Genomic DNA, 4467 nt, shown 5'->3' with positions numbered 1-4467 from the left:
CCGTATCGATCCGGGCCGGGCATTCCGGGTGGCCCATGCCGGTGTCGTGCAGACGGAAGTCGGGATGGGTGAATATCAGGGTAGTCATTACTGCGCCCGCCTGGAAGTCGTGGAAAGATCGTACCGGTCCGGGGACCGGAGCTTAGTTCCGGTCCCCGTCCGTCTCAGCGGGCCTGCTTCAATGCGCGAGTTCCGGCGACTTGGCCTTCTCCTCCGCCGCGATCTCGGCGCGGCGGATGCCAATGAAGTCCCGCACGCCGACCAGCCCGACTAGGGTGTCGCCGTCAAGCACCGGCACGTGGCGGATGTGCTTGTCTTCCATCAGGCCAAGCACATGCAGCAGGGTGTCGGTCGGAGCACATGTGATGAGATTGCGGCTCATCAGCGACGAGACCTGCATCTGGAGGACCCGCCCGCCATGCTCAAGCAGGGCACGGGTAATGTCGCGCTCGGAGAACATGCCGACGACGGTGTTGCCCTCGGTTCGGCAGACATCCTTGACCACCAGAGCGCCGATGTTCTCGGCCTTCATCAGGCGCGCCGCGGTTTCCACGGTTTCGTTCATGCGGATCGTCACGATCCGATGGTTCTTGCTACGGAGAACGTCCTCAACCCTCATGACATTTCCTCCTCGTTGACGGTTCGCGCCCCTTTTTTGTGGGGCTTATTGCGCCGCTACGGCGGGTTGTCCGGCCGGTTCGGGAACCTTCGTCCGGGTATAGCAACCGGCGATTTCGCCCCGCTGCTTGACCAGCGCCAGGACCACGTCGATGGTCGGAGTCGGGACGCCGACCATGCGGCCCATCTCCTGAACGACGGTCAGAAGCGGGTCGATCTCCATCGGGCGCTCGCGCTCAAGGTCCTGGAGCATCGAGGTCTTATGCGCGCCGACGGCGCCTGCGCCATTGATCCGGCGCTCGACATCGACGCGGAAGTGTACGCCGAGCCGGTCGCCGATCTCCTTGGCTTCCAGCATCATGGCACGGGCGACGGCGCGTGTCTCCGGATCGGAAGTGATGACGTCGAGGGTAGCGTGGGTCAGCGCGCTGATCGGGTTGAAGCACAGGTTGCCCCACAGCTTCAGCCAGATCTCGTCGCGGATCTTGTCCAGCACGGGTGCGCGCAAGCCGCCGGCGGTCAGTGCTGCCGATAACTTCATGATGCGGTCGGAAGAGCTGCCGTCCGGTTCGCCCAGGCTGAACTTGTCGCCGTAGACGTGCTTGATGACGCCCGGCTCGATCACTTCGGTAGCGGGATAGACGACGCAGCCGATGGCGCGCTCAGGTCCGAATTCCTGCCACTGCTTGCCGCCGGGATCGACGCTTTCGACCACCCGGCCTTCGAAGTCGCCGCCGTGCTTGTGGAAGTACCAGTAAGGAATGCCGTTGACGGCGGTAACGATCGCGGTGTCCGGACCGAGCAGTGGCTTGATCGACGGGATCGCTCCGGTTACCGAATGCGCCTTCAGCGCAATGATGACATAGTCCTGCGGACCGAGCTTGGCCGGGTCGTCGCTGCATGTCGGGTGGACGACGTCCTCGCCTTCATCGGTGATGAGCTTGACGCCGTTCTGCTGCATGGCCGCGAGATGGGGCCCGCGGGCGACCAGACTGACATCCGCACCGCCCTGATGCAGGCGCACTCCCATATAACCACCGATGGCGCCCGAGCCGAAAATACAAATCTTCATGAGCGTCTCTCCCTTGAGGCTTGTGGCTCTTATGCTCTTCTTGGTGTGCTGCTCTTGTTTTTCGCTGTTCTTATTTGGTGTGCGCAACGCCCGTCGGCACATAGCATGCGGACCACGGATCCTGCGTTCCTGGTTTTGATCTTGGTATACATAATACTGTGTGTCAACACGATTCCAGTTCACATCGCGGAAAGCCTTGAAACAGGAACCCCTGGGTCAAAACGCCCATTGTAGGATTGTTGCGCGACACGCCATGAAACGGTAGAACCGGGTATGCGAGGCGTATACTGTATTAGTAATGCAGTCGGCCAGATCAGTCGGGTCAGGACGGGGGCTTGCGACGCGGTACGGCTCAACCAGAAAAGTAGAAGGTGGCAGTCAATGACTGGTCCTACGTTGAACGTCCAGCCGCTGGATACCAGCACCAGTTTTCGCACTCAGGTCTATCATGCCCTGAAGCAGGCGATCACTGAAATGGATATCTACGACCATAAGACCGAAATCCGGCTGGATGAGCGGCAGGTCAGCGAAAAACTGGGCGTCAGCCGGACTCCGATCCGCGAAGCCATGACTCTGCTGGAGCAGGAAGGCTTCGTCCGTTCCCAGCCGCGCCGCGGCATCTTCGTGATCCGCAAGACCAAGCGCGAAATACTTGAGATGGTCACGGTCTGGGCCGCCTTGGAAAGCATGGCCGCCCGCATCGCCGCCGAGAAGGCATCGGACGAGGACATCCGCTCGCTCCGCGAGCTGTTCAGCGATTTCGAGCAGAAGAAGCCGGCCGAGCACGTCAACGAGTACAGCGACGCCAACATCGCCTTCCACAAGGCGATCATCCGGATGAGCGGCTGCCAGTTGATCCAGGAGATCACGGAGAACCTGTTCATCCACATGCGGGCGATCCGCAAGCTGACCATCGGCCAGGACAACCGGGCGGAACGCTCGATCGTCGATCACAAGAACATCATCGACGCGTTGGCGCGGCGCGATCCCGCAGCGGCGGAGCAGCTCGTCCGCGACCACACCCTGGGTCTCGCCAAACATATCGAGCAGCACGGCAACTTCCTGGACTGACGGCGGCACGCCCGCCCTCGGCCCGGCGATGTTCCGGAAATTCGTCTACCTGATGGCGCTGGCCAGCGAGCGCCATTTCGGCCGGGCGGCCGCGGCGTGCCACGTCTCGCAGCCGACGCTGTCCAACGCGATCCGCCAGCTCGAGGAGGAGCTTCAGGTCCCGATCGTCGAGCGCGGCCAGAAGTTCCAGGGCTTCACGCCCGAAGGACAGAAGGTCCTGGAATACGCCCGCCGCATCCTGGCGGAGCGTGACGGCCTGCATCAGGAACTGGGCGCGCTGACGACGGGCCTGACCGGGCGGCTCCGGATCGGCGCTATCCCGACCGCGCTGCCGGCGGTGCCGCACCTGCTGGCGCCGTTCCGCGCCAAGTATCCGCAGATCCAGGTATCGATCATGTCGCTCAGCTCGCGCGAGATCCAGCGCGAGCTTGACGATTTCGAACTCGACGCCGGCGTCACCTATCTGGACAACGAACCGCTGAGCCATGTCCGGATGGCGCCGCTTTATACGGAGCGCTATTTCCTGCTGACCCGCCGGGGCACTCCCGGCTTCGAAGGCCGGACCCGCGCCACCTGGGCCGAGGCGGCCGACCTGCCGCTGTGCCAACTGACGCCCGACATGCAGAACCGCCGCATCGCCGATGCAGCCTTCCGCATGGCCGGGCGGACCGTGACGCCGGCGATCGAGACCAACTCGATGACCAGCCTGTTCACCCATGTCCGGCTGGACCTGTGCTCCAGCATCGTGGCGAGCCAACTCCTCACGATCATGCCGCCCGACCCCGACCTGATGGCGCTGCCGCTGGTTTCGCCCGAGCTGGCCTATACCGTCGGCCTGGTCTTCACCGACCGCGACCCGCCTGCCCCCTTGGCACAGGCGTTGGCGGCGATAGCCGCGCGTGGGGAGGTTGGCGACGCAATCGCAGGTTCCACGCGGGACGTGCTGAGGCAGCTGGGAATCGAGACTGGCGCCGTCAGGCCATAAGGCTTGACTACCTGTTCGAAGCCGCCGCGTTATTGATCAAACCCTGCGACCGTCATCGAGTTTATTGCAAGCTTGACCCTTGTTCCATTTGAACAGGACGATCTGGTCGCCTCTCCGGGCTGAAATTCTCAAGACACTTACAAGAAGGGTGATCATTCCGAATACACCCAGCAGCAAAGATTGAACGAGATGATGTAAGTTGATCTCTTTCTTATAGTTTCCGTCAAGCACACACAACATCATTGATCCTAGAAATCCTGGAAGATACCAGAACATCAGGACGTCATACCAATCTATACCTAATCCGTCCAATAAAGATATAATTTCCATCTCTTCGGTCTTCCGTCTTAACAAAAATATTTGTTTGATAAGGATCAAGATTTGAAACGCGGCAGGCTCCAATATACATTATGAGGCATGAAGTTACAATATTGAAGAAAGTCTTTCCATCCCTTCCATGCACACTTGTGCATGAAAAATGAATAAATGAACGGGATTTTCTTTGGAGTCAGCAACCCTGAATATCGGAGCCAATTCCGCATCCCCAGGGCATCGCAGGCTGCACGAAGCATCTTCAGGTTATGATAGCCAAACCCTATCATCCCATCAGAATTTGAAATTTGCCAGTCTGCCCCGGTCTCCTCCATCCTCCCCTCCAAGCTTAAGAAATACAAGCTTAAGAAATACAAGATACCAGCAGCAGCGGCGGTAAGCCGCGCGG

General features: G+C 60.3%; 6 protein-coding genes. 2 read left to right on the top strand and 4 right to left on the bottom strand.

Annotated elements, in window-relative coordinates:
- Positions 1 to 178 precede the first annotated feature (178 nt).
- Both AC5JJ6_RS00570 and AC5JJ6_RS00565 read right to left on the bottom strand, forming a co-directional pair.
- Positions 179 to 619, bottom strand: coding sequence for a CBS domain-containing protein (locus AC5JJ6_RS00570; protein ID WP_496040170.1), 441 nt, complete (start codon positions 617 to 619; stop codon positions 179 to 181).
- Between the two features lie 45 nt (positions 620 to 664).
- The gene (locus AC5JJ6_RS00565; RefSeq protein ID WP_496040169.1) at positions 665 to 1690 is read right to left on the bottom strand and encodes a 2-dehydropantoate 2-reductase; all 1026 of its coding nucleotides are present in this window, start codon (positions 1688 to 1690) and stop codon (positions 665 to 667) included.
- A gap of 381 nt (positions 1691 to 2071) precedes the next feature.
- On the opposite strand from AC5JJ6_RS00565, the gene AC5JJ6_RS00560 reads away from it, so the two are divergent.
- Together AC5JJ6_RS00560 and AC5JJ6_RS00555 are read left to right on the top strand one after the other, a co-directional pair.
- A complete protein-coding gene (locus AC5JJ6_RS00560) occupies positions 2072 to 2761 on the top strand; it encodes a GntR family transcriptional regulator (RefSeq protein ID WP_496040168.1) in 690 nt (229 codons plus the stop codon).
- A 28-nt stretch (positions 2762 to 2789) separates the two neighbouring features.
- The gene (locus tag AC5JJ6_RS00555; protein WP_496040167.1) at positions 2790 to 3746 is read left to right on the top strand and encodes a LysR family transcriptional regulator; all 957 of its coding nucleotides are present in this window, start codon (positions 2790 to 2792) and stop codon (positions 3744 to 3746) included.
- A gap of 36 nt (positions 3747 to 3782) precedes the next feature.
- On the opposite strand, the gene AC5JJ6_RS00550 is transcribed toward AC5JJ6_RS00555, so the two are convergent.
- Positions 3783 to 4076: a hypothetical protein gene (locus AC5JJ6_RS00550; protein ID WP_496040166.1), complete on the bottom strand. Its 294-nt coding sequence runs from the start codon at positions 4074 to 4076 to the stop codon at positions 3783 to 3785.
- Between the two features lie 44 nt (positions 4077 to 4120).
- A partial coding sequence (locus AC5JJ6_RS00545; protein WP_496040165.1) for a hypothetical protein occupies positions 4121 to 4467 on the bottom strand: 347 nt, incomplete at its 5' end.

Source organism: Skermanella sp., assembly GCF_059503625.1.
The sequence above is the reverse complement of the archived record's forward strand: the minus strand, read 5'-3'. Positions and strand labels throughout refer to the sequence as shown.

What these genes read in the sequence shown, in the direction of transcription:
- AC5JJ6_RS00570 (WP_496040170.1), bottom strand. Translation starts at nt 619, where the DNA reads ATGAGGGTTGAGGACGTTCTCCGTAGCAAGAACCATCGGATCGTGACG.
- AC5JJ6_RS00565 (WP_496040169.1), bottom strand. Translation starts at nt 1,690, where the DNA reads ATGAAGATTTGTATTTTCGGCTCGGGCGCCATCGGTGGTTATATGGGA.
- AC5JJ6_RS00560 (WP_496040168.1), top strand. Translation starts at nt 2,072, where the DNA reads ATGACTGGTCCTACGTTGAACGTCCAGCCGCTGGATACCAGCACCAGT.
- AC5JJ6_RS00555 (WP_496040167.1), top strand. Translation starts at nt 2,790, where the DNA reads ATGTTCCGGAAATTCGTCTACCTGATGGCGCTGGCCAGCGAGCGCCAT.
- AC5JJ6_RS00550 (WP_496040166.1), bottom strand. Translation starts at nt 4,076, where the DNA reads ATGGAAATTATATCTTTATTGGACGGATTAGGTATAGATTGGTATGAC.